A 26,661-nucleotide genomic window follows, 5' to 3' on the forward strand; every position below is an offset into this window, starting at 1 on the left:
CAATTTTATTTTCAGGATTGCTGAATAATTGGGTATGGATAAGGTGTTTATAAAGAAAGATAATTTTTGTATGGCTGAGCAGAATTTATATGTTTCCTTTTATCATTGTGTTATAAAGGCCTTGCGACAAATTTTACCTGATTTGTCAGAAGATTTGATAAAAAGAATTGAATTGACACCTACACGTGATGTTTCACATGGGGATATGGCGACGAATGCAGCCTTGATTACGGCAAAAATTGCCAAGCGTCGGCCACAGGAAATTGCCAAGGAATTGGCTGAACGCCTGCAATCTGTTTCTGGTATTGAAAAGGCTGAACCTGCTGGGCCGGGATTTGTGAATTTGAAATTGGCCCCTTCTGTTTTTCAAAATCTTGTTTCAACGATTTTGCAGATACAGGAAGCGTATGGAAACAGTCAGATTGGAAATAATATCAAAACCAACATTGAATATGTATCTGCCAATCCGACAGGGCCAATGCATGTAGGTCACTGTCGTGGCGCGGTCGTTGGGGATGTGTTGGCCAATTTGATGGCTAAGGCTGGTTTTGACGTTACCAAGGAATATTATATCAATGATGCGGGTAATCAGGTTGTTGCATTAACATGGGCAGCCTATTGGCGTTATGTTCAGATTCTTGAAGGAGATTGTTCCCCGACTGATTTTGAAGAGCGTTACAAGACGTACATGCCAACTGGTTTACAATACCAAGGAGATTATCTTATTCCAGTTGGACAGGATCTTGCTCAGCAATATGGTAAGACATTATTAAAGGGCATAGAACAAAAACCGTTTCCAGCATGGTTTGAAAAAGTTAAACAGTGCGTTTTGACTCATATGATGCGTGATATCCGTCAAGATCTGAAAGCTTTAGGTGTTTTGCAGGAAGAATTCATCTCAGAACGTGCAATTCTTGAATCTGGTATAGCCGATCAGGCAATTCGGATATTGGAAAAAAAGGGACTGGTGTATACAGGTATACTGGAACCTCCCAAAGGGAAATTGCCAGATGACTGGGAAGTTCGTCCACAAACACTTTTTAAATCAACGGCTTATGGTGACGACGTGGATCGTCCCTTACGGAAATCTGATGGCAGTGCAACATATTTTGCTAATGATATAGGTTATCATTATGATAAAATAAAAAGAGGTTATCAGATTCTATTGGATGTATGGGGTGCAGATCACGGTGGGTATGTTTCCCGTATGAATGCGGCAGTAAAAGCTCTAAATCCAGTGGATGTGTCAACTGATTTTGAAGTTATTTTATGTCAGATCGTTCGAGTTGTTCGTAATGGTGAGGTTGTAAGGATGTCCAAACGGGCAGGCACTTTTGTAACATTACGCGATCTGATCGATGAAGTTGGAAAAGACGCGGTGCGGTTTACCATGTTAACACGTAAATCTGATGCGCAAATGAATTTCGATCTTGAACAGGTTGTTGCTCAAACCCGTGACAATCCTGTTTTTTATGTTCAATATGCGCATGCAAGATGCCGTTCCGTTTTGCGTTCTGCTGAAGAGATTTTTGGTCAAGAGCGATTAACGGCCTCCGCTCTGGCAAAAACGGATCTATCCAATATCAGAAATGAAGAGGAATTAGCGATTATGCGGCGACTTGCACAATGGCCCCGTACAGTTGAAAGCGCCGCTTTGATGCGTGAACCACATCGTATTGCCTATTATTTGATGGATCTTGCATCAGATTTTCATGCATTGTGGAATGCCGGACGGGATGATGCGACTTTACGCTTCATCCAAAAAGGTGATGTTCATGGCACGTTGGCCAGAATGGCGTTGATTGAAGCTATTGCAAGTGTAATTCGTTCTGCTATGCAGGTCTTGGGAATAGAACCAGTTGAGGAAATGAGATGATGGATCAAAATTCACCTGAACCCCCTAGAAAAAGATCATTTTTTGATGATGATTCCATGGAAGCCTCTCGTTCGGGTCAGGGTAGAGAGAATATGATGCGTGGACAAGACCCACATATGAATCCTGCCCGTGAAGATGATGGACGATTGTCTCCACGTCAAAATCATCCTGATCCAAATGGCAGGGAAAGAATGGCATCACGTTATCATGAAGAAGACGATGAAGAAGACGAATATGATGAGGATTATGATCGTCGCGGACAGCCACGTTTCGCATTTATGCAGAATTTATTTCATGGAGATTCCTCGACACGTCGATTAGCCTATGCCGCAGCGGGAATTGGCGGTATTTTATTGCTTTTCATTGGAGGGTGGATGATGTCTCATGCAGGACATCAGGGTATTCCCGTTTTTGAACCGCCTCAAATTGCTGCCAAGGAAAAACCTTTACCGGAAAACAACACAGAAACTATTGGTATGGATAAGGCTGAAGGTCAAATGGAAGCGAATGGAAAACCTGTTCTTGCGCCTGGACCTGAACAGGCTGACCCATCGGCATTAGCTGCACAATATGGGACAGGCAATTCAATAGCCTCTAATAATCAGACTCCCGCAATGACCAATGTGAATGGCAATGTTACGGATAATGGAGTATCGTCTCCCAATAATGTACCTTCGGGTGCAGTTCCATCGACGACAACATCATCAATGGGTAATGACTTGCCAGAGAATAAAAATAAAAAGCAGGCACAATCAAAGGAAGATGAGGGTAATGTCTCTGATGAACAATCGGATGAGGCAGAAAAATCTGTTGCGCCTGTTCCTTCAAAAAAACATATTCAGCATCATCGTCAAGATAACGGTAAAAGAGTCCCTTCTGTAAAATTGGAAGAAAAACGCGTAGGAAATGGTCATTTTATTGTGCAGTTGGCTGCATTAGGGTCAAATGCTGCAGCACAAAAACAATGGCAGGTCATGCGCAAAAAAGCTCCAGAGTTATTGGGGCAATATTCTCCCACCATTCAAAAGGCTAATGTTAAGGGTAATACGATTTATCGAATAAGAATTAAGGGTTTTACCTCCAAGACTCAGGCAAATAGTTTTTGTAGCCAATTGAAAACGAAAAGTCTTTCTTGCACGTTGGCCAATTTTTAATCTGGTTTTCATAAATCTGGTATAATAATGCGGCAATCGGATCTTGTTCATGAGATGGAAATGGAAAATCATTCTTCTTCATGGAATGATGAGACTTTCATTGTTCGGCTTGATGGATTTGAAGGGCCGTTGGATATGTTGTTGCAATTGGCTAAAACCCAAAAAGTTGATTTAACTCAGATATCAATTTTGCCACTGGTTGAGCAATATCTACAAATTATTGAATCTGCAAAAAAAATAAGATTGGAGTTGGCAGCCGACTGGTTGGTTATGGCGAGTTGGTTGGCATGGTTGAAATCATGTCTGTTATTGCCGCAAAAAACTGATCATTTTGGTGATACTGAACAGGCGGTTGATTTACTTCAAGAACGTTTGCAAGGGCTGGAACAAATCAATAAAGCGGCATTGTGGATGCAGGAGCGACCTTTATTGGGGAGCGAGGTTTTTGCCAGGGGATATTATGAAGATCTTACTTCAGTGGATTCCTCTGGATTGATATTGGATAGTGCACGTTTTATTGACGCATATATTCGGATATTCCATCGTAAAAATAAAAAAAGGGAGTGGCGAATTCGATCGTTTCATTTTTGGACGGTCAAAGATGCTCTAAATCGTTTGAAACATTTACTCAAATCTCATCATGTACCTGGATGGCATGCGTTGGATGCTTTTCTACCCCGTTGGGAGGCGGTTAATAAAAAGGATCAATCACCTGTCCAACAACAGCAACAATGGAAAGCTGCCTGGTGCGGAATGTTACTGGCCGGATTGGAACTGGCAAAGCTTGGTGAAATAAAGCTTGATCAGCAAGAGCAGTTTGGTCAAATTCGATTGCAATCACGAAATGACGGCCAATCCTATCATCAAAATTTGGAAGTGGAATGAGGACGGACTTGGAAGATTTAAAAGGGTTGATCGAAGCATATATATTTTCGCAAACGGAGCCTGTTTCAGAACAATCAATTGAATCTTTGCTGGAAAAAAATTCAATAAATTTAAATCCTGAAGGAAAGGCAACTGTTAGCATCCTTGACATTATTCATTCACTTCAAGAGGATTATGCGTATCGTGGCATTCGTTTATGTAAAGTTGCCGGTGGATGGCAATTTCGGACAGCTCAGGAATGGACGGCATATCTGGTAAAAATCATTGCCAGGCCAAAGCGTTTATCTCGTGCAACAATGGAAACCTTGGCCGTCGTTGCTTATCATCAGCCTTGCACTCGGACAGATATCGAAAAAATTCGAGGGGTCGGTTTAAGCCAAACTGTTTTGGAAACTTTATTGGGATATGGTCTTATCAAACCTTGTGGATATAAATCTGTACCAGGACGACCAACTTTATGGAAAACATCCAAAGAATTTTTAACTTATTTGGGGTTAAATGATTTAAATGATTTGCCAAAAAAAGAGGAGTTATTTGGAGATATTCCGTACCATTCTTTAAATGATGAATAAATAAGTGGTAATTCTTTGCTAAACAAATCATATAAAACCAAATCATGATGCATATTATGGAAATAGAGGGGGAAATATAAAGCATGTTTGATTTTTCTTGGGCAGAACTGATATTGATTGGGATTGTCAGCATGATATTTATAGGACCAAAAGATTTTCCAAAAATTGTCCATTGGTTTAGTGACGTAGTGAAAAAATGCAGGGGCATGGCACGTGAATTTCATAGTCAGGTGGATGAGATGGTTAAGGATCCAGACCTTAAGGAAGCCAAAGATCAGTTGATGAAATTACGTCGTATGAATATTAAAAGTGCAATATTGGATGTAATCGATCGAGATAGAACACTTCAGGAGAATTTAAATTCCCCCTTGAATCAAACATCTATTCAATCTTCGAAACCTTATGAAATTCCTTTTTCAAATAAAGAGCCTGAGATTATTCCCGAATATTCAGTGTCAACCGATCATAAGGAACCTGATCTGGAAGCTTTGGCAAAAAAAGATCCAGCTCCAATTTTTTTTCCTCCTGCAATTGCGCAGCGTTTACAGGTTAAAAGATCGGCTCCACCTGTTCCAGCGATGATTCCACCACAAATTGTCAATTACAGGGAACAGGGATGGCCATGAATATTCCCGAAGAAGAGTTGATCAATGATAAATCAATGTCTCTGATGGAACATTTTATTGAGTTACGTCGTCGAATGATTGTCTGTCTGGCAACTTTTTTGATTGCTTTTGGGTTTTGTTATTACTATTCGGAACAAATCTATATGTTCTTGGCCCACCCCTTGGCGCAAGCCATGCGACAACAGGGAGAACAACCCCATCTTATTTATACGGCCTTGTATGAGGCATTTTTCACTTATATCAAGTTGGCATTTTTCGGTGCAATTTTTTGTTCATTTCCTATGTTTGCCATTCAAGCATGGATATATATCGCCCCGGGATTATATCGAAATGAAAAAAGGATATTTGCGCCTTTTTTGGTTGCAACACCGATTTTGTTTTTACTGGGTGCAGCGCTCGCTTATTTCTTTGTCTTTCCTTTTGCCTGGAAATTCTTTTTATCTTTTCAGGTTGGGGGGGATCATAATATGCATATTGAATTGCAAGCCAAGGTTTCCGAATATCTTTCGTTAGTTATGCGGTTAATCATGGCTTTTGGTATTGCATTTGAGCTTCCTGTCATGTTGACATTGATGACAAAAATAGGTTTTGTGACTTCATTAAAGTTAAAGAAATTCAGAAGATATGCATATGTTATTGCTTTTGTAATTGCTGCAGTTCTTACACCTCCCGATGTAATTACACAAACTTCCTTGGCTATCCCTTTAATTATTTTATATGAGATTTCAATTTTATCTGCCCGAATGGTGGAACCCAAACCAGAAAAGGAATTATTATAATGCATGATTTTCGTGCTCTGCGTTCTGATCCTGTGGCTTTTGATAACGATTTGGCCCGTCGTGGATTATCGGCAGTTAGTCAGACATTATTATCGTATGATGAGGAACGGCGCTCATATTTGAATGAGCTGCATCAAAAACAAGCTGATCGAAATAACATTTCAAAACAAATTGGTCAGTTAAAACGGAATAAAGAAAACAGTTCCGTTTTGGAAGCGCAAGCCATAAGGTTGCGTCAGGAAATAGATTCATTGCAGACGCGTGCGGATAAACTGGATCAACAAATTTTTGAGGTTCTGGCAAGTTTGCCTAATCGTTTGGCTGTGGAGGTTCCGACGGGAAAAGATGAAACTGAAAATGTTGTTGTACATTATTGGGGAAAAATACGTGAATTTGGTTTTACTCCATTGCAGCATTTCGAGTTGGGCGAAAAATCAGGGTTGATGGATTTTAATGCAGCTACCAAGTTAGCGGGCGCACGGTTCAGCATTTTACGTGGAGCGTTGGCAAGACTTGATCGTGCCCTGGGACAATTTATGCTGGATTTTCATACAACTGAACATGATTACGAGGAATATGTCGTTCCATTACTAGTTAATGAACAGACCATGTTTAACACGGATAAATTGCCTAAATTCGGGGATCAGTCTTTTTGTACAAAAGATGATCGTTGGCTAATTCCAACAGCAGAGGTCCCTCTGACAGGAATACAGGCAGGTGAAATAATCAATTATGATCAATTACCTGTTCGCAGAACTGCTTTAACCGCCTGCTTCCGAAGTGAAGCAGGAGCTGCTGGTCGTGATACAAGGGGATTAATTCGACAGCACCAATTTTATAAGGTTGAAATGGTCAGTGTGACCGCACCTGAAGAAAGTGAAAAAGAGCATGAGCGGATGACCCGTTGTGCCGAAATGGTTCTTGAAAAATTGGAATTACCCTATCGTCGTGTCTTGTTATGTTCTGGTGATACTGGATTTGGGGCAGCAAAAACCTGGGATCTGGAAGTTTGGCTGCCAGGCCAACAAGCCTGGCGCGAAATTTCATCTTGTTCCAATACACGTGATTTTCAGGCGCGTCGCATGAATGCTCGCTATCGCCCACAACCTGAAGAGGGTAGAAAAACGCCTCCGGTATTTCTGCATACTTTAAATGGATCTGGTGTTGCAGTTGGACGGGCTTTGGTTGCTGTTATGGAAAACTATCAAAATGAGGATGGTTCAATATCTATTCCTGAAGTGCTTCGATCTTATATGGGTGGTATTGAAAAAATCGGATAATGAAATATAACAAAAGGGGATAAAATTCACCCCCTTTTGTTTTTGGACTGTCAAATTGTAAAAAGAAAAAAGTATTATCCACTGGATAATTTGGCCGTTAAATCCTCTATAAATTGCCAGGCAACACGGCCATTTCTGGCACCACGAGTAACTGACCATTCGTTGGCCTGTGCTATGAGATCCTCTTTTGAAATGGGTAATTTTCTTGCCTTTGCATATTCTGTTACAATCTGATCAAATAAATCTTTGGAACAATTATGAAATCCGATCCATAATCCAAAACGATCAGAAAGAGATATTTTTTCCTCAATGGCTTCAGAAGGATTAATGGCGGAAGAGGATTCATTTTCAATCATATTCCTTGGCATTAGATGTCTACGATTGCTTGTGGCGTAAAATAACACATTTTCTGGGCGTCCGGCAATTCCACCATCTAATACGGATTTGAGCGCTTTATAATCACGGTCTTCTGATTCAAAGGAAAGATCATCTGAAAAAATGATGAATTTGTAAGACAGAGGTTTCAATAACCGTAAAAGAATGGGAAGGGAGTAGATATCATCCCTGGGAATTTCAATAATTTTCAAAAGAGGGCAAATGTTTGATAGTTTGCTGTTTACTTCATGATAAACCGATTTGATCAATGAAGATTTTCCCGTTCCCCTTGCCCCCCATAAAAGAACGTTATTGGCGGGAAGATTTTTGGCAAAATGATATGTATTCAGAAAAAGTGTTTCTTTTTGGTTTTCGATCCCTTGTAACAGATGAAAGTCGATAAAAGGCATATTCTGAATGGGTGTCAATTCATTATTCTGGGCGGACCAGATAAAACAGTTATGTTTATCAATATTTTCAATTTTTGGCTGAGGAGGGGCAAGTCTCTCTAGGGAAATCGCGATACGTTCCAGTAAGGGGATAAGGGATTGAGTCATCTTTTTTCCGGTTTTCATGATCTTGTAGTATGCGAGATACTTTATATAGTGTATGAAGGTGCCTATAATGATAGATGATCAATATACGTAATGTGAATAAGATAGGAAAGCAGTTTGATGATCAATTTTATGGATTTATTTATTACTCCTGCCTATGCACAAAGTGCAGGTGGTGGTGGAGGTGGTACTGCCACAATCATGAGTTTACTGCCTTTTATTGGAATATTTCTGGTATTTTATTTTATTGTTATTATGCCGCAGCAAAAAAAAGCCAAGCAAGTTCGTGAAAAAATGAAAGCATTGCGACGGGGTGATAAAATTGTAACCGCGGGTGGTATTGTTGGTAAAATTGTACGTAACCAGGAAGATTCAGATCAAATGGAAGTGGAAATTGCGTCAAATGTCCGAGTAATGGTTGTTCGTAGTACTGTTACGACTGTTTTGGAAAGTAAGGCCCAAACAGAAAATACCCAATCCAAGATAAAAAACCAAGGTAAAAAAGAAGCCAAAGAAAATAAGGCTGTTACATTGGATAAAGCTGATGAAACGGTAAAAGCGGAATAAAAAACCGGCGGAATGCCGGTTTCCTTGATACAGTTTATTTTGCGTTTATTTGGGCTTCTGCAAAATCATAATTTGCGAGATTATTAAGGAAATTATCCACAAAATCAGGGCGGCGATTACGGAAATCAATATAATATGCATGTTCCCATACATCAATGGTTAATAGAGGTTTTCCCTGGCCCTCGGAAATCGGGTTTTTACCATTTGGTGTTTTGGTAACGATTAATTTATTGTCAGAAGTCAAAACCAGCCAAGCCCATCCCGAGCCAAATTGCGTGGTAGCGGCCTTTTTGAATTCAGCTTTGAAATTTTCAACTGAACCAAAATTTTTACGGATTAACTCTTCAAATGCAGGAGACATTGAACCACCATCAGGACTTAGGGAATTCCAGAATAAAGAATGGTTGTAATGTTGACCTGCATTATTCAAAACAGGTGTTAAGGATTCATCCTTTGCTGCCGTTACAATTAATTCTTCTAATGATTTCCCTTCAAGTGCAGGGTTTGCTTTGATAAGATCATTCAGGGTATTAACATAAGCTTGATGATGCTTGTCATGGTGAAATTGCATGGTTTCTTCGCTCATTCCTGAACGAGCCAGAGCATTATAGGGAAAGGGAAGTTGTGGTAATTCAAAAGACATTTGGTTCCTCGATATATTGCAATAATTTTAAAAAATTATATAAGACCTTTTTGGTTCTTAATTCTCTTATATAGAGATTATGCGGAATTTTACAGAGATTAATTGATAAATTTTTTAGGCACATCTCCTTCATAAATTATATATATCTTTTGGAAATGATTAAAGAAAAATCTAAACCCCTTTCTTTTTGCGGCCAATATGTAAGAAAGTCTGATCCAGATCACTTCTTTTGCGCGCTTTTTATGCCTTCTGATTTACGAGAACAATATTTTCGTTTATTGGCATTTTATACCGAGATTACTCGGGCCGTGACCCTATCCTCTTCATGGGATGTGGCAGGGCCAATGGCGGGTTATATCCGTTTGCAATGGTGGCGGGACTTGTTGGCAAACAAATCCGACCGGGATCATGAAATTGCGCCTTATATCAAGGATTCTCTGGATCGAAATTTGTTTTCTGCTGAAGATCTTTTAAAAATCATTTCCGCTCGCGAAGAAGAATTAGAGGGTATAAAAAATTGGAATCATTGGGATTCGATAATGGTGCGGTCTGTTGGACAAATTCAGCGGATTCTTGCAAATCTTTTTAAAATAAGAGAATTACCGTTGGTTGAAGCGGTGATTGCAGCGGGTATTGCCAGTGAAACCGTTCATATTTCAAAAAATTTACCGAATATATTTAGAAAAGGGCGTTGTCCTTTGCCAGCAGAGATAATTCATGATTTCTCGTTACAGCGGTCAGAAAACGGAATTAGCGTAACATCATCAGAACTTAATGCAATCCGTGATATTTTAATAGAAAAGGCATATTTTTATTTGCGAAGAAGCGAGAAGGCTTGTTTGTTAGATCGTCATTACAGATCCGTTATTTTACCTGTTATTTTGGCCAAACGGGATCTACACAGGTTTGAACAATGGGATCATTTGTCCCGGAAACGTGGAATTGGAGACAAGTTGTCCGTTTTAAAGGCAAATTATTGGGTTAAATTGAAAATAAGCAAGACTTAGAAAGATGATTTTTTATAAAAAAGGTTCATTATAAAATTAATGAACCTTAAAAATAATGGATATTAGAGATTATAAAGCAGAAAATAATAAGATTATCCAGGTTGTCCTGTTCCTCCCACAATTCCCCAGCTTTGCCCTGTTACATAAGATGATTCAGTAGAGGCAAGTGTAACATATAAGGGAGCGATTTCTGCAGGTTGCCCAGGTCGTTTAAACGGACTTTCACCACCAAAGTTGGGAATAGCTGATTGGGGCTGAGCCCCGCAAATTTGTAGGGGGGTCCAGAAAGGTCCTGGATCAACACAGTTGACACGTATTCCTTTGGGAAGAAGCTGTTTGGCCATTGATTTGGTAAAGTTGCTGATACCTGCTTTGGACATGCCATAATCCACCAGAATTTCTGGAGGCATATATGATACGAGTGAAGAGGTGGTGATGATGGAACTGCCAGGTGGCAAATGTGGAATGGCAGCTTTGGTGATCCAGAAAAGTGCATAAAGATTGGTTTTCATTGTCCAATCAAATTCTTCTGTTGTTATATCAGTCAGTTGTTCAGAATATTTTTGTCTTCCAGCCACATGGGCAAGAATATCTATTTGACCCAATTTGGCTACAGCATCTGCAACAAGTTTTTTACAGAATTCCTCATTCCGGATATCACCGGGTAATGCAACAGCCTTACGTCCGGCTTTTTGAATAAGATCAATGACCTCTTTTGCATCAGGTTCTTCTTGTGGTAGATAATTGATGGCAACATCCGCTCCTTCACGTGCAAAGGCTATAGCGGCAGCGCGTCCAATACCGGAATCACCTCCTGTAACTAGTGCGTGTCGTCCTTTTAAACGTCCGCTTCCCTGATATGTTTTTTCTCCGCAATCAGGAACAGGTTGCATCTTGGACTGTAAACCAGGCCAAGGTTGTGGCTGTTTAGAAAAGGGAGGCATTGGGTATAGGGACATTGGGTTTTTTAGAGGAGGGATAGATTTATTTTCAACATGTTCAGGCATGGCATGAATACTCCTGTTTGTCGCTAAAGCGGCAGCTCCAACAGCAACACCGGTAAGGACTTGGCGACGAGAGTTGGTATGAAATACGGAAGAATTCGCATTATTCTCAGACTTTTCTTTTTCAGACATATTTATCACCTAAAGAAATTTGAGAAATATAAAATAATAAATTAATAATTAAATTTTATTACTTGGATAATTTTATTCATTATTATTGGCAAAATTATTTTATATTATATAACTCATTACAATTTCTATTCTATATTTTAAATATTTTAAATTCAATATATTTTAATTTATTACTTAATTATATAGAAAATAATGAAATGCTACGAGATATAGTTATTCTATGAATTTTAATGAAAAAAGATAACTGAAGAAAAGAGAGTTTCTCCAGTTATTAAATGTTATCTTTATTTGCTTAAAGATGCCGGTTTATTGGGTTGATCAGGCTGACTTTCGATTATATCTTTTATATGTTTCAGTTCCCGATATATATCGCTATTTTTGTCTTTGGCCTTTGTTTCTAATTCATTGAGTTTTTTATAAAGGTCACTGTTCTTATCATTAACTTGTGTTTTAAGATATTCAATTTCTTCATTTAAATCTTTCTTTTTATCATGTGTATAGGTTTTAAGTTGTTCCAGATTTTTGTGTAAATTGCTGTTTTTGTCCTGGATTTGCTTTTCCAGCTTATCTAGATCTTTATCGAAATCTTGGTTTTTTTCATGAGCGTAAGATTTTAGAAAATCAAATTTTTGATACATCATGTTATCTCCCGTTGGGGAGTGATTAATGGTCGTTTTTGATTCGTCTGTGACTTGGGTAGTTTCAGCCAAGGCTGGACAGGATAAAAGTAATCCCAGAAAAGCGCTATAGGACAGTAAAAGTCTTTTTTTTATAATCCTCATAATTACCATACCCATTTTGATATAAGTTTATCTTTTAATAATATTAATCCCGGTTGTGATGTTTTGGGTCAATCTTACCTAATAAAATGATCATTCTTAATTATATATCTTACCGGAATTATGATCAACCTTACCCAATAAATTGACAATACTTATCATATACCTTATCGAAATCAGAATTAAAGCCACCTATCGTGTTATAATCATTATCGTAAACCTAGCTTTTACCTGCATTGGCATAGGAAAAAGACAAATGGTTTAAAAAATTACTGAAATAAAAATTTAGCTAATTTATAAATGAATGTTGGATTTCCAAAGTTTTTTAGGCTTAAACAAAATATTAAATGTTATTTGAGTATAATTGTTCAAGAAAAGTTTTTTTGTCCGATCACTAGGATGCAAATCATAAAAAGATAATCAAAAAAACATTCACCATTTGTCTAAAAAAATATTATAATCTAGGCGATTATTAAGGGATATGAGCGAATTATGAAAAAATACCAACTTTTCTTATTCATGATTGGGATAAGTCTATATGATTCATCAAGTCATTCAATTTATGCCAAGCCTTCTGTGACAACTAAGGAAACCCCGAATGAAGAATGGAATATCCATCAATCGGAGAATAAGTATAATACTGATACTGGCATTTTTCCATCCTATCATAAAAAAAGAGGTTTATACCCTTCCAAACATCAGACGCATAATCCGCTACGTAAAAAAGGTTGGCATACTCATCCAGATCCCTATATCGAGGAGGGGGGTGTCTATACCAATTCTGAACATCCTGCCTTGACAGATGATCAATCGACTATGCGTGAATATACAAGTGGAACACCTAATCATTATGTTTCACCCCCGTCTATTTTGTTAGGGTTAAAACATTCACGCCAGTCTCAGCAAAAGGTCAGGATCACTGACCCGTCAAATGGGTATGCACCGCCCATTTCATTACCCCCTTCATAAAAAGAGTCTCTTTAGTTTTGAGGAACATTTAAAGCGTGTTCTTTGATTTTAAACTAATTCATGATACATAGAAAAATCTGATTTGCCGAGTTCAAGTCAACGTTGATTAAATTTTTGACCAAATCTGATTCTGAGATAATATTATGACCCCAAAAAGTTCGTTTATACAGGAAGCACAGGCACGAGGATTTATTTTTCAGGCGACTGATCTGGAAAGTCTGGATGAGCGTATGGCAAAAGGTTCTATTTCTGGATATATCGGATTTGATCCAACAGCTGACAGTTTGCATGTCGGGTCTTTGGTACAGCTGATGCTGTTGCGTTTATTGCGAAAACATGGACATCAGCCCGTTGCTTTAGTTGGTGGTGGAACAGCCCAAATCGGAGACCCCTCTTTCCGGGAAGAAGCACGCAGCTTGATGAATCAGGGTACAATTGACCGGAATTTAGATGGGATTGTCCAGAATATTCATCAAATTTTACAACCTGGATCAGGCGAAAACAAAACAATTACGGTTGATAATGCAGAATGGCTGAAAAAGCTTTCCTACATTGACTTGCTAAGAGATGTTGGCATTCATTTTTCAGTTAATCGTATGTTATCCTTTGATAGTGTTAAAACACGTTTGGAAAGAGAACAAGGGTTATCATTTCTTGAATTTAACTATTCCATTTTGCAATCATATGATTTTCGTGAATTAAATCGTCGTTATGGAACTGTTTTACAGATGGGTGGTTCAGATCAATGGGGAAATATTGTATCTGGTGTAGAACTTGTACGTCGAATGGAGGGAAAACAGGTATTTGGATTAACAGCCCCCTTATTGACAACAAGTTCAGGGGCCAAGATGGGAAAAACAGCTAAAGGAGCCATTTGGCTTAACAAGGAGAAATGTTCGGTTTTTGATTTCTGGCAATTTTGGCGTAATACGGAAGATCAGGATGTTGGTCGTTTTCTTAAACTTTTCACAGATCTTTCCATTCAGGAATGTGAACGTTTAGCCGCTTTGCAAGGAGCGGAAATAAACGAGGCGAAAAAAATGCTGGCAACAGAAGTGACTGCAATTTGTCATGGTCGTAGCGCAGCAGAAGCTGCACAGAAGGCGGCTAGAGACATATTTGAGCAGGGTAAACTGGCTCGAGACGGATTACCCGAAATAGTCTTGCCCACCGACATGCTACAACAGGGTGTTCCTGTTTTTCGTTTATTTGTTCTTGGAAAGTTAGTGAATAGTAATGCGGAAGCCAGAAGATTAATTCGAGGGGGTGGGGCAAGAATTAATGATGAAAAACTTAGTGATGAGGGACAAATTATTACTGATGATGCGTTATGTGATGGGGTTATTAAGCTGTCATCAGGTCGTAAAAATCATATATTGATACGTTGTCGATAGTATTAAGGACGCTATTTAATATTACCGTGTAAAACAATCGTTTTTTGTCTTAACCTTTTAAAAGCAAATATTTGTTTTAAAAGGTTTATTTTCATGATTTGGTTTTTATACAATTAAATGAATCATTTTCTATCAATGATTATAAAATAAATATATATCGCTGTATTATTGTAGAATTTGATTAAAAAATTGATAATTTTACAGTGATTATCTTTTTTTCGTTTACGGTTTTTATGAAATTACAGTTTGATTTTTTAAACTATCCTTACAATTTCGAAAATGCTTTGAGGATTATACAAACACGTCAGTTGGATAAGGTTTTATCCTGTATACAGGAAATAGAGGAATGGGTAGGAAAAGGATATTATGCAGCAGGATTTATAACGTATGAAGCCGCGTCTGCCTTTCGTTCTTATTTGATAACGCATCCTCCTGAAAAAATGCCATTGTTATGGTTTGGTATTTTTGAAAAACCGATAAAAAGAAAATTCAAACCACAATCTAAAAAAATTGATTTTGGATTAATGAATTGGCAACCTGATTGTTCATTGCATGAATATCAACAAGCTATTGCAGCTGTTAAAAATCATATCGCTGACGGTGATACCTATCAGGTGAATTATACATTGAGAATGGGAACGGATTTCCAGGAAGACCCGTATGAGTTCTATCTGCATATGTTGCAGGCCCAACAATCAAGTTATAGTGCATATCTGGATATTGGATTGTTTCAAATTCTTTCGGCATCTCCGGAATTGTTTTTTCAGGTAAAAGAAAGGAAAATTACTGCTAAACCGATGAAAGGAACAGCCCCAAGGGGATTAATCTTAACGGAGGATCTTGAAAACAGGAAAATATTGAATAATGAAAAAAATCGTGCTGAAAATTTGATGATTGTTGACTTGCTGCGTAACGATTTGGGACAAATTGCAGAGCAGGGAAGTGTGAAGGTTTCATCTTTGTTCGATAAAGAAAAATATCCTACAGTTTGGCAACTCACTTCAGAAATAACTGCACTATTAAAGGAAAAAACAACATTATTGGATATTTTTAGGGCGTTATTTCCATGTGGTTCTATAACTGGTGCACCGAAAGCAAATACAATGAAAATTATTCGAAAGCTTGAAAAACAGCCGCGTGAAGTTTATTGTGGTGCTATTGGGATAGTAACCCCTGATCAAGAAGCGATATTTTCCGTTCCTATTCGAACGTTGGTTGTCCAAAATAAAAAAGCTGTATATGGTGTTGGAGGAGGAATAACTTGGGATTCCACTTCCAAGGATGAATATCGTGAAGTTATTCATAAAATACAGGTTTTGTATGATCGCCGGATACCCGATCATTTACTTGAATCAGTCTTGCTAGAGAATGGATGTTATTTTCTTTTACCTTTACATCTGGACCGGCTGAAAAAATCGGCTGAATATTTTGATTTTTCCTTTAACCAGGCAGAATTGTTAAAAAGCCTGCAACATCTCTCCTGTCAATATGAACGAGGATGCTGGAAGGTAAGAATATTGTTAGATCAAAAAGGGTTAATCCAGATAGAAATTAATGCTATTCAGTCTTTACATCACGATTTGATCGCAAGATGGGCGAAAGAACCTGTTTTGTCAGATAATATGTTTCTATACCATAAAACGACAAGAAGGGATTTTTATCCTCCTGTTACATTGGATTGTGAACAATTACTTTTTAATGAGAAAGATGAAGTTACAGAATTTGTCAATGGAAATATTCTTTTGTGTAAAGGGGGGAAATGGGTTACGCCACCTGTCTCTTCTGGCCTCTTGAGAGGAACGATGTGTCAATATCTGTTGGATCAGGGCATGGCGACAGAACAGGTGATTTATAAACAGGATATACAGGTAGGAAGTCAGATCGCTTTTATAAACAGTGTTCGTAAATGGCGTAAAGTGATCTGGAAAAATTCGTTAAACGATTAAAATGCTACAGATAAGATATTAAGATATAGAAGATATATTTGGGTTAAAATAACCAGATTTTTTTATGAGATTATTAATGAAAAATTATTTTATCGCACAATTAATCAAGAGGTTAATATGCAACAACATATTATAGATTTTTTACAGCAACATGGTTTTAAATTTAATCAGTTTACTTTGTTTTTAACAGCTGTATCTATTATCATCCTTACGGCGGCCATTGTTCATGTGATTTTACATCGGATTGTGTTGGTCCGATTGGTTCAATTTGCACAAAAAAGCACGCGACTATGGAGCAAGGTCGTTACAGAGAATCAGTTATTTAGCCGTATGGCTTTTACTGTGCAGGGGTTGATTGTCATACTGCAGACCACTTTTTGGGTGCATCAGGGTGTGAAAACGCTAGTTTTTCTTATGATTGCCGCAAAAGTTTGGGTATTGGTCTGTGCACTTCTGTCAATATTTTCATTTCTGGATATTGTTTTAAAATTTGCAAGTAAGCTGGATATAGCGGCACGGCTTCCGCTTGGAGGTATATTTCAAGGATTTAAATTATTGGCCGCGCTGCTTTTTGGTATTTTTATTCTTTCCGTACTAATTGATAAATCGCCACTTATCCTGATCAGTGGACTGGGAGCCATGGCAGCTGTCATCATGTTGGTTTTTAAGGATTCCATTCTGGGCTTATCAGCGGGAGTTCAGTTATCTGCAAATAATATGATGCGTGTAAATGACTGGATACAAATGCCCAAATATGGTGCGGATGGAATTGTAATGGATATTGGTTTGACAACTGTCAAGGTTCGCAATTTTGATAATACAATTACGATGATTCCTACCTATGCGCTTGTTTCCGATTCTTTTACCAATTGGCGTGGAATGCAGGAATCTGGCGGTAGACGGATCAAACGTTCTGTGTATATTGATGTTACAACCGTTCATTATATAACACCTGAGGAAAAGGAAAAAATATTAGAAAGCAAGTTGCTTCAACCCTTTGCAAATTCAGAAAAAAATAAGGACAGGGTTGATAATAAAGAATTTATTATGGATTTAGGCAAATATTTATCCAAAGGCCAGTCAATCACAAATCTGGGTCTTTACCGTATCTATTTGGATTTATATTTGAAAAATCATCCTCGTATTCTTAATCAGATGACCTATATGGTGCGACAGATGGCCCCCGATGCAACAGGATTGTTACCGTTGGAGATTTATGGATTTAGCAATACAGTTGTCTGGAAGGATTATGAAGCCATTCAATCGGAAATTTTTGAACATGCCTATGCGGTTATTGAGGAGTTTTCATTAAGTGCATATCAAAATCCATCTGGAAACAGTTCTTCTGTGACAGTTTATCAGGGAAATGCTGCATAATGATTGATGTGTGGTAAGACAAGAATTTGTTGAACAGATCAACATTTAGATATTGTTTAACAAATTTCTTTTTATTGTTTTATATGAAATTCTATAGGAATATCCAAATTAATTAGTAAACCTTGGATATCATCGGGTGGAGGAGGAAGTTTTTTAACGCGGTGGGATAAAGTAAGGACTTCTCGATCCAGGATCAAATATCCGGAACTTTTTGCAAGACTGCTTGTTAGGATGATTCCCTGGCGATTTATGGTAATGTGCAAAATGGCGGTTCCTTCTAGGTCATCAGCTTGGGCTTCAGTCGGGTAATGTTTGAAACGTTCGAATTTATTTAAAACCATTCCCTGCCAGTTAGCGGATGTTGAAGAAGTGTGTGAGACTTGTGCGTTTTGATCCTTTTCTGATGGATGATTAGTATTATTATTTTTTGATGTGGATGTTGAATTTGATCCAGATTGAGAAGTATGTTGTGGAATAATATGTTGGGAAGGCTGCTTTATTTTGAGTTTAGAGAATTTTTCTATTCTTGGTATATCAGGTAGAATATTTGATACAGGAAATTTTGGCAATAATTTTTGAATGGGTGTCAAGGGTTCTGTTTTGGCAAGTGTTGTAGGTTTATTCAATAATGGTGAAGTCGGAGTTTCTGTTCGATTGGGGAATAAGTCAAGTACAAGAGCACTGCTTTCAGTAACAACGGGTTTGTTGGGAACTGAAGAATTATTGTAAAAAAGAAAAAAAGGAAAAATAAGAATTAATAAAGAGACGATAAAGGAAACAATTATTATATAACGGTTTTCTTTAGATCTGAGATCATTTCGATTGGCTTGCCATTCTGTAAAGGAAATTTTGTCAGTAATCGTGGAGGTTTTCATGCCATTATTGTTTGTTTTGTAAATTTACCAAAGAAATTTTATGATAACCCGCGGCACGGAGTTGATCCATTACCATAATGAAAGAGCCGTAATCAATTTTGGTATCCGCATAAAGCAAGATATGTTCTTCCTTATTGCCGTTTGTTGCAATGTTAATAGTGGAATTGATATCCTTTAATGAAATAGTTTTATCATTTAAGGTTAGGGTATGGTCTGTTTTCAGTGTTAGATAAACAGGGTGGTTGGGTTGTTTCATGTTTTTTGAGGAAGAGTAAGGCAAAGTGACCGGAATTTTTACTGTTGTCAAAGGTGCGGTAATCATAAAGATGATTAAGAGAACCAAAACCACGTCAATAAATGGTGTGACATTGATATCGCATATTTCTTTTGAATCGTTATCAGCATGACGTATACGGATCATGATATTTTTTCTCCCATCATTTTTGGTTGAAAGGGTATGATCTGTGTATTCTTGTCTTTTATTTGCAACTTGCTTATGTCACGAGAAACCAGACGCATGAAAATGGTACTTAAGTCTGCCATTTTTGATCTGCAATTCGCGTTTGAACGAAGAATCATATTATAGAATATTACGGCAGGTATAGCGGTAACCAGACCAACAGCCGTGGCAAGTAAGGCTTCTGCAATTCCCGGGGCAACAGCCGTTAGACTTGTTGTTTGGGTGGAAACGATCCCTGTGAACGATGTCATGATCCCCCATACTGTTCCAAATAGGCCTATAAACGGTGAAATCGCACCAATGGTTGCCAAAAAACCGGTCCCTTTATTTAAATAATGACCTTCATTGCTTTCAATTCTTTCTAATAACAATACAATCCTTTCCTTCAGCCCTTCCGAATCATGTGTCAAAACATTGGAACACTGATATTCATCCGTGATAGCCATTAACATTGTCCTACCAATCCCTTTTTTGGAAAGATCAATGTCAGGCATCAATTCTTTGGCATTTTGTAAACGGAACTTATCAATCAAAAGGTTATGGTTGAGGCGGAAAATCTCTATATATTTCGCTATAAAAATTGTCCAGCTGATTAAACAGGCAAGTAAAAGCATGATCATGACAAATTGCACAACAGGATTTGCATTTTCAAATAGTTGCAAGGGTGAAAAAGATAAAGTGGTCATTAGTTATCTCCATATAGACGACGAGAGATAAGATATGGTCCTATAAATGTATCTGACATGATGTTAATCCAATAAGATCCTGTATATTTAATAAATTTTTTAACAGGCAATTCAATTTTATGAATTTTATCATATATTAAATGATATTAATTATCAATATTAAGTGATATTAATTATCATTATCAAATTAAGGAATTGGTATTAAACTGGATGAGAAAGCCTAAGATTAAATATTTTTCTGTATCGTAAAAAATAGAAAATTTTTATGTAAAGATGATAGTAAGGATATTTGTATGTAAAACCGGTTATTTAATAAATAACCGGTTTTATGTAATTAAAGTTATGTCGTTACAAATTTAGCATAGGCAAGGATTTGGCTAAATGCGGTGGTGGCACTTTTAATGGTGGTATGAATATCCAATTTTGCCTGGTTAATTGAATTTTGAAATATTTTCCAAGATGCGCCTCTTCCATCTTGATCTGGTGCCATATGTCGTGCCCCATAATTTTCAGATAAACCAATTTTTTCCACGCGTTTCAAAAGCGTATTTGCCCCAAGTTTAGATCCTTCGACAACATAAAGAAAACCTACCGCCTCAGAAGCATTCGTTGTGTTCGGTGAAGTAAAGATAGTGGAAGGGATATCAATTTTTAAATCTTTCAAATCCTTTTTCACTTTTTCAAAGCGGTTGCGATTGATGAGATCAGGGATAATGGCTGTTAACGTTTGGTCATGATAATAACTGTTGGCATCACGATGAATATAATATTGAAGTGAGAGAAATTTCTTGTAGAGTTCAATGTTGTTAAATAATCCAAGATTGGTAAGATAATGATCCAATTTTTCGTGAGTTTCCCGTGTTTGTTGACGTAAAGCTTCTGTTAAAGTAAGGGTTCCTGAGTCTGTCATGGTTGTGTTTCCATTATTGCATGAAAATTAATCAGTTAAGTTGGCTAAATTTATTAGCACCATAATTTTTAGACATATACCAATTAATAGTAATTATCAATATCAATTGATATTAAGAATCATTATTAATTTATTGACATTAAATTTCAGTTGTGTCATCAAAAAGTTATTAATAATCATTCACAATAACGATTGATGAATTCCATGCAGACTATTCAAAAAAAACATTTTTTTTTTCCATTTTCATATAAATTACCATGGTTTGTAATGTCCGGTTTTTTAGGTTTGACCAATATATCAGCCTGGGGTCAATCATCTAATCCCATTAATCAGGATTTATTGCCGGACCTCAAAACGCAACAGAGAGATGAAGAAAAAAGATCGGATCAATTTAATCAGAAAAACAATATTAAAGGGACTTCGCTAAAGCTTTCTCCGATCCAAGTCAAGGGAAAATCAGACCCGATATTGTCTTATACAAAAATTGATCCCGATAAAGATTATAGTTCCCAAGGAAAATCAAGAGTTTTGACGACAACAACAACCTTTAAAACTTTCAGGGATAAACAGATCGATAGTTTGGAGGATTATTCGCGTCGTGTGGATGCGGCAATTAACTATAATTCAAATAATTATAGTATTAATATGCGGGGTCTTGATCAAAGTCGTTTATTAACAACGATTGATGGTATTCGTATGATGTGGGCAAATGATGGTGCATTTGCAAGTGCATTTACGACTCAACAGGGTGGTTTATCAACCTTTGATTTTAATTCTTTGGGTGGAATGGATGTTATTAAAAGTGCAGATTCCAGTTTTTTTGGAACAGGTTCTTTGGGTGGAGTGGTTGCCTTACGAACTTTTAATCCAGAGGATATTCTAAAATCAGGACAAAAATTTGGCGGGATTACAAAAACTACTTATGATGGCGTCAGTGCAAGCGCTTTGTTAAACCAGATTTTTGCCGCACGTTACAAAAATACACTATTTTTATTGGAAGGAGGCTATTCCAATGGTAGTGAAACCGGAAATATGGGACATACTGAGGGGTATGGAAATACACGTACAAAACGTAATCCTGCCTCTTACGATCAGGGAAGTTTTGTTGGAAAGGTCATTCATTATTTTTCAGGCGGTCATCGGCTAGGAATTACAGGAGAATGGGTCGATCGTAATGTTGATGAACATACATTGACTTCTCAACGGGTAAAGGAGGAATTTTATCGTACACAGAGTGAAAATCAACGCTCCCGTTTTTCTGTCCATTATGATTACAAGGCAAAGGACCCAGCCAAGGATTTATTTGGCGAAGGGCAGTTTATTGCCTATTGGCAGGATAATAATGTTATAACGAATATCTCGGATCGTTATGATTTAATGCCGAAGCGTGATTCGTGGCAGAAACTGGACATGGATGTTCAATCTTATGGAGTGGTTGGACATGCAACAATGAACGTGTTTACAGGCTCGATACATCATGCAGTTACATATGGGGGTGAAGCTTATCTAACAGATACAAGTCAGTATCAATCAGGATGGAACGCTACCAAAAATCCATTCCTGCATAATAATTTTTCGGATATGCCAAATGTGCACGGGACTGATTTGGGGGCCATTTTACAAGATCGTATTGGCATTGGAAAAAATGAGTGGCTGCATATCACATCAGGTGTAAGGTTTGATTATTTTAAACGGGATCCGCATAACACTTCGAAATATCAAAACAATCCAATTTACAATGGATTGCCCAAAGGGGCCAGTGGCTCTCGTTACTCTCCAAAGATTTTGGTCGAAGCCCGGATTATTCATCAATTGGTTGCTTATGCGCAATATTCACAATCCTATCGTGCACCCAGTGCAAATGAAGAGTATTTAAGTTATGGAACGCCTCCTATGTATCAGGTCACTGGTAATCCCGATTTAAAGGCTGAAACAGGTCGTGGTTGGGAAGTTGGACTTAAATATGGCAATTCAAGACGGGGCTTCAATATTGCCTTTTATGATAATTACTATCGCAATTATATTGATATGATCGGTATCAATCCTTGTACCGGAACACAAATGTGTTTTGGCTACGATAACCTGTCTCGTGTTCGTATTTATGGAACAGAGGCCAGTATGAACTGGGAATTCGATCCCAACTGGCATACGTGGGCCTCTTTTGCATATGCCCATGGACGTAATACAGATATAAATTATGCTTTAAGTTCAATAGCGCCTTTCCGGGGAATCATTGGGTTTGGATATAAAACAGATAATTGGGGAACAGATTTATCAAGTACTTTTGCAATAGCCAGGGACAATGCCAAATTTTTGAATAACACGGGTGTTCTTTCCAAACAGTGGAATACGCCAGGTTATGTTGTTTTTGATTTGATCGGATGGTACAGACCTTCTTTTTATCGTCCCTTGCGGTTTCAATTTGGTATGTATAATATGTTTGACAAAAAATATTATAATGCATCTTCTTTGCCGGTTGGACAATCCTCCCGCAGTCTACAGAAGGCATATTTCTCTCAACCGGGACGTTATTTCAAGGTGACTGCACGTATAGATTTCTGATTTGATTTTTTTAAAATTTTGAATTTCTGCATAGTATTCAGGTCTTTATATTTTTGTAAGAGCTTGATTTATTATGCATAAAAGAAAATTAAATAAAATTTTTGAAAATGAATTGACGAATTACACGGAATTATAGTAAAGACATTTCATCACACAATGGCGGATGTAGCTCAGTTGGTAGAGCGCCGGTTTGTGGTACCGGTTGTCGCGGGTTCGATCCCCGTCATTCGCCCCATCCGACAATTTATTGTGACAATAAAATTTTTCCGTAAAACATGGTTTAAATTTGGCATTTAATACCTTTTATTTGCAGGCAATTAAATCAATTAGGACTGGTTGTGCCAATATATTACAATACTTTGATTAATATTCATTATAACAAGAAGATTAAGATACAGAAAAATTTAGCGGAAATAATTTTCCATTATTGTATTGCTTGTCTAATTAATGCTGGATCATTGTAGTATTGTAGTAAGTAATAAGAATTTATTTGATTTTTTCTCAAAGAGAAGAGAAAAATATGTGGTATTATAATACCACATATTTAAAGCCATTGAAAAACAAATAAAAATTAGTAAATTTTAAAAAAAAACTTGACGAAAATCATACTTGAGTTAATAAACAAAAGTCAAATTACAGTTTTGCTCAATTAACGGAATCTAGAGTTAATGAAAACAACCATTTCGCTTAAACCAGCGGAAGTAACCAAGAATTGGGTTCTGATCGATGCGAAAGACATCGTTTTGGGACGTTTGGCTGCTATCGTTGCTAATCGCCTTCGTGGCAAGCATAAACCACAATATACACCCCATGTCGATTGTGGTGACAATATTATTGTTATCAATGCTGATAAAGTCGCCTTAACAGGCAAAAAAGTAGAACAGAAGATGTTCTATTATCATACGGGTTATCCCGGTGGGATCAAAGAACGTACGATCAGACAACGTTTGACGGGTAAAAATCCGGAACATCTTGTCATTAAGGCAGTTGAACGGATGATTAGCCGTGGTCCATTGCAGCGTAAACAGATGAAACATTTATATGTTTACGCCAGTGATGCTCATCCACATGAAGCACAGCAACCGGTTAAGCTCGATATAGCTGCGTTGAACCGAAAAAATAGCGTTAATAAAACTACAAAAGTTGGAGCCTGAGGAATATGTCAGAGACTCAAGAACGTACAGGCAGCTTGGCTGATCTGAAAGAGGCAGTTGTTGATACTGTTTTGGCACAACAGGAAGTTATCGTTCGTGAACCAAAGCGTGACCAGTTTGGTCGTGCCTATGCAACCGGTCGTCGTAAGGATGCCATTGCACGTGTATGGGTAAAACCCGGTAAGGGCGAGATTATTGTTAACGGACGTCCGGTAACAAGTTATTTCGCTCGTCCAGTTTTGCAGATGTTGTTGAATCAACCTTTTCAGGTAACCAATCGTGAAGGTGAGTTTGATGTTTACTGCACTGTAACAGGGGGAGGTTTGTCAGGACAGGCTGGCGCGGTTCGTCACGGATTAAGTCGTGCTTTATGCAACTATGAACCTGAATTACGTGCCGCATTAAAAGCGGCAGGCTTCTTGACACGTGATGCGCGTGTTGTTGAACGTAAGAAGTATGGTAAGGCAAAAGCCCGCCGTTCCTTCCAGTTCAGTAAACGTTAAGCCTTACAGCTTTATGAAATCAGGGGCGAGGAAAGGCATTATGCTTTTCTTCGCCTTTTTTATTTAAGCATATGTTTAATTATTAAAAACCGATTTATTTGGAATGACAGTCATGACAGAAATGCCTAAAATTTTTATTGATGGGGAATATGGAACTACGGGGTTGGGTATACGACAACGTTTGGCGGATTTGCCAATTGAATTATGTTCGGTCCCCATTGAGCATCGTCATGATATTGATAAACGTCTTCAAATGATGGCGGCAGTTGATTTGGCGGTTTTATGTCTTCCGGATGAGGCTTCACGTGAGGCTGTTGCTCTTGTTGAGATGATGGAAAGTAAAAGACCGCGTATTTTGGATGCCAGTACAGCATTTCGAACAGATCCGGAATGGGTTTATGGATTTGCTGAATTGGATCCGGGTCAAGAACGAAAAATTGCAAAAGCCGATAAGGTTGCCAATCCTGGATGTTATTCCAGTGGAGCAATTGCTTTGCTTCATCCCTTGGTAAAGGCGGGTATAATTCCCGTGGACTATCCAATAACCATTAATGCTGTAAGTGGTTATAGTGGAGGAGGGAAAAAGTTGATTGCAGTTTATGAACGGGAAAAGAATGCACCTCCTTTCGAATTATATGCTTTAGATTTGAATCATAAGCATTTACCGGAAATTTGTCATTATTGCGATCTGGTGCAGGAACCTGTATTTGTTCCATCCGTAGGAAATTTTGCACAGGGAATGATTGTTTCGATACCTTTGCATGTTAAGTTGTTAAATGGTACAGTCAAACAGCTTAAAACATGTTTGAGGGAACATTACTTTCAACGAAAAAATATTGTTTTTGTTGAGGATGGTTTGACGCGTCTTCCCGCAAATCAGCTGGCCTCTACCGATCGTATGGAGCTGAGGGTTCATTCGAATAATAGAAATGATCAGGTAATATTGACTGCAAGTTTGGATAATCTTGGAAAAGGAGCATCAGGGGCGGCCATCCAGAATATCAGATTGATGTTCGGTATATGAGATATTTATCAATCAATATCATTGGAACAATAACCATTTGTATATAAAATTTTTAATTGAAATGTTGATAAATGCAGATAATGATAATTTTTCGATGAAATCGAGGATAAGAATTATTCTAGAAAGATGTCTGGCAAATTTTATAGTAAGATCAGGTTATGAAATACAGTATTGAAACGTATTAGATAACCTGATCCTGTAATAATCTGAAGTATGCTGTTCAGTTTTTCAGCTGATTTTTATGATCCAACTGGTTTTGTGAGATATACGGTCCAGCGGCGATGACCTTTACGGTAAGGATCTTCCGGCCCTTTTGCAGAACATGCTGGTCCAGGGGCAGGAGAGCATAGCCGTCCGTCCAGCGGCAGGGTATGTTTTCCTGATTATGCCATCCTTCAAGTTTCCTGGTTTCCAGGTGGGCTTTGACATAGTGGTTCTCCCTGTTGTCAAACAGGGTGATGGTTTCGATCAGGACGCCGAGATTGCGCCTGTCATCAACGAATGGACCGATGGCATCGCACGGGCGACTGCTATTTGAAACGATATGGACATGATGAACGGGACTGGG

25 protein-coding genes, 1 tRNA gene and 1 pseudogene are annotated in these 26,661 nt (G+C 37.9%); 18 read left to right on the plus strand and 9 right to left on the minus strand.

From position 1 onward, the window contains the following. The first annotated feature begins 70 nt into the window (after window positions 1-70). The 7 genes from argS to serS all read left to right on the plus strand — a co-directional run bounded on the left by argS (window position 71) and on the right by serS (window position 7,172). Complete coding sequence (gene argS / locus H3T57_RS08780) at window positions 71-1,876, plus strand: arginine--tRNA ligase (RefSeq protein WP_198194126.1); 1,806 nt, start codon at window positions 71-73, stop codon at window positions 1,874-1,876. Beyond that, a complete protein-coding gene (locus H3T57_RS08785) occupies window positions 1,873-3,030 on the plus strand; it encodes an SPOR domain-containing protein (protein WP_198194128.1) in 1,158 nt (385 codons plus the stop codon). Before argS ends, H3T57_RS08785 begins: the two co-directional genes overlap by 4 nt. A gap of 27 nt (window positions 3,031-3,057) precedes the next feature. Continuing rightward, the gene (locus H3T57_RS08790; protein WP_232349822.1) at window positions 3,058-3,915 is read left to right on the plus strand and encodes a ScpA family protein; all 858 of its coding nucleotides are present in this window, start codon (window positions 3,058-3,060) and stop codon (window positions 3,913-3,915) included. After that, window positions 3,912-4,487 carry an SMC-Scp complex subunit ScpB gene (gene scpB / locus H3T57_RS08795; RefSeq protein WP_198194131.1) on the plus strand — a complete coding sequence of 192 codons (576 nt, stop codon included), beginning with the start codon at window positions 3,912-3,914 and terminating at the stop codon, window positions 4,485-4,487. The genes H3T57_RS08790 and scpB overlap by 4 nt, the downstream gene beginning before the upstream one ends. An 83-nt stretch (window positions 4,488-4,570) precedes the next feature. Continuing rightward, window positions 4,571-5,113 (plus strand): Sec-independent protein translocase protein TatB, encoded by a 543-nt coding sequence (tatB, locus tag H3T57_RS08800; protein WP_198185397.1) that lies wholly within the window; start codon window positions 4,571-4,573, stop codon window positions 5,111-5,113. Then, complete coding sequence (gene tatC, locus H3T57_RS08805) at window positions 5,110-5,892, plus strand: twin-arginine translocase subunit TatC (protein ID WP_198194133.1); 783 nt, start codon at window positions 5,110-5,112, stop codon at window positions 5,890-5,892. Before tatB ends, tatC begins: the two co-directional genes overlap by 4 nt. After that, complete coding sequence (gene serS / locus H3T57_RS08810; RefSeq protein ID WP_110439363.1) at window positions 5,892-7,172, plus strand: serine--tRNA ligase; 1,281 nt, start codon at window positions 5,892-5,894, stop codon at window positions 7,170-7,172. The genes tatC and serS overlap by 1 nt, the downstream gene beginning before the upstream one ends. Before the next feature lie 74 nt (window positions 7,173-7,246). Here serS and H3T57_RS08815 read toward each other — a convergent pair whose 3' ends face one another. After that, window positions 7,247-8,104 carry an ATP-binding protein gene (locus tag H3T57_RS08815; protein WP_155566330.1) on the minus strand — a complete coding sequence of 286 codons (858 nt, stop codon included), beginning with the start codon at window positions 8,102-8,104 and terminating at the stop codon, window positions 7,247-7,249. A 117-nt stretch (window positions 8,105-8,221) separates the two neighbouring features. Here H3T57_RS08815 and yajC point away from each other — a divergent pair, with 117 nt between their 5' ends. Then, window positions 8,222-8,668, plus strand: a complete 447-nt coding sequence (gene yajC, locus H3T57_RS08820) for a preprotein translocase subunit YajC (RefSeq protein ID WP_110439364.1) — start codon at window positions 8,222-8,224, stop codon at window positions 8,666-8,668. 34 nt (window positions 8,669-8,702) lie between these two features. On the opposite strand, the gene H3T57_RS08825 is transcribed toward yajC, so the two are convergent. After that, the gene (locus H3T57_RS08825; protein ID WP_110439365.1) at window positions 8,703-9,311 is read right to left on the minus strand and encodes a superoxide dismutase; all 609 of its coding nucleotides are present in this window, start codon (window positions 9,309-9,311) and stop codon (window positions 8,703-8,705) included. Between the two features lie 155 nt (window positions 9,312-9,466). Here H3T57_RS08825 and H3T57_RS08830 point away from each other — a divergent pair, with 155 nt between their 5' ends. Beyond that, window positions 9,467-10,318: a squalene/phytoene synthase family protein gene (locus tag H3T57_RS08830; protein WP_198194134.1), complete on the plus strand. Its 852-nt coding sequence runs from the start codon at window positions 9,467-9,469 to the stop codon at window positions 10,316-10,318. Window positions 10,319-10,410: 92 nt separating this feature from the next. Here H3T57_RS08830 and H3T57_RS08835 read toward each other — a convergent pair whose 3' ends face one another. Continuing rightward, window positions 10,411-11,454, minus strand: coding sequence for an SDR family oxidoreductase (locus tag H3T57_RS08835; RefSeq protein WP_283949369.1), 1,044 nt, complete (start codon window positions 11,452-11,454; stop codon window positions 10,411-10,413). A 284-nt stretch (window positions 11,455-11,738) separates the two neighbouring features. Next, the gene (locus tag H3T57_RS08840; RefSeq protein ID WP_198194135.1) at window positions 11,739-12,236 is read right to left on the minus strand and encodes a hypothetical protein; all 498 of its coding nucleotides are present in this window, start codon (window positions 12,234-12,236) and stop codon (window positions 11,739-11,741) included. A 489-nt stretch (window positions 12,237-12,725) separates the two neighbouring features. Between H3T57_RS08840 and H3T57_RS08845 the strand changes: the two genes are divergently transcribed. The 4 genes from H3T57_RS08845 (at window position 12,726) to H3T57_RS08860 (ending at window position 17,919) form a co-directional block, all read left to right on the plus strand. Beyond that, entirely contained in the window at window positions 12,726-13,202 is a 477-nt protein-coding gene (locus tag H3T57_RS08845) for a hypothetical protein (protein WP_198194136.1), read from the plus strand. A gap of 143 nt (window positions 13,203-13,345) precedes the next feature. Next, window positions 13,346-14,596: a tyrosine--tRNA ligase gene (tyrS, locus tag H3T57_RS08850; RefSeq protein WP_155568843.1), complete on the plus strand. Its 1,251-nt coding sequence runs from the start codon at window positions 13,346-13,348 to the stop codon at window positions 14,594-14,596. Between the two features lie 233 nt (window positions 14,597-14,829). Continuing rightward, window positions 14,830-16,542, plus strand: a complete 1,713-nt coding sequence (pabB, locus tag H3T57_RS08855; RefSeq protein ID WP_198194137.1) for an aminodeoxychorismate synthase component I — start codon at window positions 14,830-14,832, stop codon at window positions 16,540-16,542. 117 nt (window positions 16,543-16,659) lie between these two features. Continuing rightward, window positions 16,660-17,919 carry a mechanosensitive ion channel family protein gene (locus H3T57_RS08860; protein ID WP_198194138.1) on the plus strand — a complete coding sequence of 420 codons (1,260 nt, stop codon included), beginning with the start codon at window positions 16,660-16,662 and terminating at the stop codon, window positions 17,917-17,919. 71 nt (window positions 17,920-17,990) lie between these two features. On the opposite strand, the gene H3T57_RS08865 is transcribed toward H3T57_RS08860, so the two are convergent. From H3T57_RS08865 to H3T57_RS08880, 4 genes are all read right to left on the minus strand, one after another. Beyond that, complete coding sequence (locus tag H3T57_RS08865) at window positions 17,991-18,794, minus strand: energy transducer TonB (RefSeq protein ID WP_198194139.1); 804 nt, start codon at window positions 18,792-18,794, stop codon at window positions 17,991-17,993. 4 nt (window positions 18,795-18,798) lie between these two features. Next, entirely contained in the window at window positions 18,799-19,215 is a 417-nt protein-coding gene (locus H3T57_RS08870) for a biopolymer transporter ExbD (protein ID WP_198194141.1), read from the minus strand. After that, window positions 19,212-19,940, minus strand: a complete 729-nt coding sequence (exbB, locus tag H3T57_RS08875; protein WP_198194143.1) for a tonB-system energizer ExbB — start codon at window positions 19,938-19,940, stop codon at window positions 19,212-19,214. The genes H3T57_RS08870 and exbB overlap by 4 nt, the downstream gene beginning before the upstream one ends. A gap of 340 nt (window positions 19,941-20,280) precedes the next feature. Then, complete coding sequence (locus H3T57_RS08880; RefSeq protein WP_198194145.1) at window positions 20,281-20,850, minus strand: biliverdin-producing heme oxygenase; 570 nt, start codon at window positions 20,848-20,850, stop codon at window positions 20,281-20,283. Window positions 20,851-21,117: 267 nt separating this feature from the next. Here H3T57_RS08880 and H3T57_RS08885 point away from each other — a divergent pair, with 267 nt between their 5' ends. The 5 genes from H3T57_RS08885 to argC all read left to right on the plus strand — a co-directional run bounded on the left by H3T57_RS08885 (window position 21,118) and on the right by argC (window position 26,093). Continuing rightward, complete coding sequence (locus H3T57_RS08885; protein ID WP_198194147.1) at window positions 21,118-23,412, plus strand: TonB-dependent hemoglobin/transferrin/lactoferrin family receptor; 2,295 nt, start codon at window positions 21,118-21,120, stop codon at window positions 23,410-23,412. A 159-nt stretch (window positions 23,413-23,571) separates the two neighbouring features. After that, window positions 23,572-23,647, plus strand: a tRNA-His gene (locus H3T57_RS08890). A 433-nt stretch (window positions 23,648-24,080) separates the two neighbouring features. Next, the gene (rplM, locus tag H3T57_RS08895) at window positions 24,081-24,566 is read left to right on the plus strand and encodes a 50S ribosomal protein L13 (protein WP_110439377.1); all 486 of its coding nucleotides are present in this window, start codon (window positions 24,081-24,083) and stop codon (window positions 24,564-24,566) included. A 5-nt stretch (window positions 24,567-24,571) separates the two neighbouring features. Further along, complete coding sequence (gene rpsI, locus H3T57_RS08900) at window positions 24,572-25,069, plus strand: 30S ribosomal protein S9 (protein WP_110439378.1); 498 nt, start codon at window positions 24,572-24,574, stop codon at window positions 25,067-25,069. A 112-nt stretch (window positions 25,070-25,181) separates the two neighbouring features. Then, a complete protein-coding gene (gene argC, locus H3T57_RS08905; protein WP_198194149.1) occupies window positions 25,182-26,093 on the plus strand; it encodes an N-acetyl-gamma-glutamyl-phosphate reductase in 912 nt (303 codons plus the stop codon). A gap of 220 nt (window positions 26,094-26,313) precedes the next feature. Here the strand turns inward: argC and H3T57_RS08910 are convergent. Beyond that, a pseudogene (locus H3T57_RS08910) lies at window positions 26,314-26,661 on the minus strand (hypothetical protein); the annotation flags it as partial.

Source organism: Commensalibacter sp. W6292M3 (assembly GCF_016101315.1).
In the GTDB taxonomy this organism is placed as follows: domain Bacteria; phylum Pseudomonadota; class Alphaproteobacteria; order Acetobacterales; family Acetobacteraceae; genus Commensalibacter; species Commensalibacter melissae.

Coding starts and splice junctions, on each gene's coding strand:
- argS (WP_198194126.1), top strand. CDS start 71: ATGGCTGAGCAGAATTTATATGTTTCCTTTTATCATTGTGTTATAAAG.
- H3T57_RS08785 (WP_198194128.1), top strand. CDS start 1,873: ATGATGGATCAAAATTCACCTGAACCCCCTAGAAAAAGATCATTTTTT.
- H3T57_RS08790 (WP_232349822.1), top strand. CDS start 3,058: ATGCGGCAATCGGATCTTGTTCATGAGATGGAAATGGAAAATCATTCT.
- scpB (WP_198194131.1), top strand. CDS start 3,912: ATGAGGACGGACTTGGAAGATTTAAAAGGGTTGATCGAAGCATATATA.
- tatB (WP_198185397.1), top strand. CDS start 4,571: ATGTTTGATTTTTCTTGGGCAGAACTGATATTGATTGGGATTGTCAGC.
- tatC (WP_198194133.1), top strand. CDS start 5,110: ATGAATATTCCCGAAGAAGAGTTGATCAATGATAAATCAATGTCTCTG.
- serS (WP_110439363.1), top strand. CDS start 5,892: ATGCATGATTTTCGTGCTCTGCGTTCTGATCCTGTGGCTTTTGATAAC.
- H3T57_RS08815 (WP_155566330.1), bottom strand. CDS start 8,104: ATGACTCAATCCCTTATCCCCTTACTGGAACGTATCGCGATTTCCCTA.
- yajC (WP_110439364.1), top strand. CDS start 8,222: ATGATCAATTTTATGGATTTATTTATTACTCCTGCCTATGCACAAAGT.
- H3T57_RS08825 (WP_110439365.1), bottom strand. CDS start 9,311: ATGTCTTTTGAATTACCACAACTTCCCTTTCCCTATAATGCTCTGGCT.
- H3T57_RS08830 (WP_198194134.1), top strand. CDS start 9,467: ATGATTAAAGAAAAATCTAAACCCCTTTCTTTTTGCGGCCAATATGTA.
- H3T57_RS08835 (WP_283949369.1), bottom strand. CDS start 11,454: ATGTCTGAAAAAGAAAAGTCTGAGAATAATGCGAATTCTTCCGTATTT.
- H3T57_RS08840 (WP_198194135.1), bottom strand. CDS start 12,236: ATGAGGATTATAAAAAAAAGACTTTTACTGTCCTATAGCGCTTTTCTG.
- H3T57_RS08845 (WP_198194136.1), top strand. CDS start 12,726: ATGAAAAAATACCAACTTTTCTTATTCATGATTGGGATAAGTCTATAT.
- tyrS (WP_155568843.1), top strand. CDS start 13,346: ATGACCCCAAAAAGTTCGTTTATACAGGAAGCACAGGCACGAGGATTT.
- pabB (WP_198194137.1), top strand. CDS start 14,830: ATGAAATTACAGTTTGATTTTTTAAACTATCCTTACAATTTCGAAAAT.
- H3T57_RS08860 (WP_198194138.1), top strand. CDS start 16,660: ATGCAACAACATATTATAGATTTTTTACAGCAACATGGTTTTAAATTT.
- H3T57_RS08865 (WP_198194139.1), bottom strand. CDS start 18,794: ATGAAAACCTCCACGATTACTGACAAAATTTCCTTTACAGAATGGCAA.
- H3T57_RS08870 (WP_198194141.1), bottom strand. CDS start 19,215: ATGATCCGTATACGTCATGCTGATAACGATTCAAAAGAAATATGCGAT.
- exbB (WP_198194143.1), bottom strand. CDS start 19,940: ATGACCACTTTATCTTTTTCACCCTTGCAACTATTTGAAAATGCAAAT.
- H3T57_RS08880 (WP_198194145.1), bottom strand. CDS start 20,850: ATGACAGACTCAGGAACCCTTACTTTAACAGAAGCTTTACGTCAACAA.
- H3T57_RS08885 (WP_198194147.1), top strand. CDS start 21,118: ATGTCCGGTTTTTTAGGTTTGACCAATATATCAGCCTGGGGTCAATCA.
- rplM (WP_110439377.1), top strand. CDS start 24,081: ATGAAAACAACCATTTCGCTTAAACCAGCGGAAGTAACCAAGAATTGG.
- rpsI (WP_110439378.1), top strand. CDS start 24,572: ATGTCAGAGACTCAAGAACGTACAGGCAGCTTGGCTGATCTGAAAGAG.
- argC (WP_198194149.1), top strand. CDS start 25,182: ATGACAGAAATGCCTAAAATTTTTATTGATGGGGAATATGGAACTACG.